The following is a 311-nucleotide window of genomic DNA, read 5'->3' on the forward strand; positions in this document are numbered from 1 at the left end:
GCACGGGCTGCGAACTGTGCACAGCTCGGCACTCAGGGTGTGCATGTACTTGGCACCGCCGACGATGGCATCCACCGGGCAGGCGTGAATGCACTTGGTGCAGCCGATGCAGTCGGCTTCCACGATCAACGCCACCTGCGGCGCCTTGTGCTCGCCGCGCGAACGGTCGAAGGGCAGTGCCGGGACACCCAGCACCTGGGCCAGCGCGCGTGCACCGGCATCGCCGCCCGGCGGGCAGCGGTCCACGCCGGCTTCACCGCGCGCCATCGCCTGCGCGTAGGGGCGGCAGCCGTCATAGCCGCATTGTCCGC

1 protein-coding gene is annotated in these 311 nt (G+C 70.7%); it reads right to left on the bottom strand.

All coding sequences use genetic code 11. The features are described from left to right. On the bottom strand, positions 1-311 hold a 311-nt coding region (locus tag EN850_RS35235), incomplete at both ends, for an RnfABCDGE type electron transport complex subunit B (RefSeq protein ID WP_136093051.1).

The organism is Mesorhizobium sp. M8A.F.Ca.ET.207.01.1.1 (genome assembly GCF_004794715.1).
GTDB lineage: Bacteria > Pseudomonadota > Alphaproteobacteria > Rhizobiales > Rhizobiaceae > Mesorhizobium.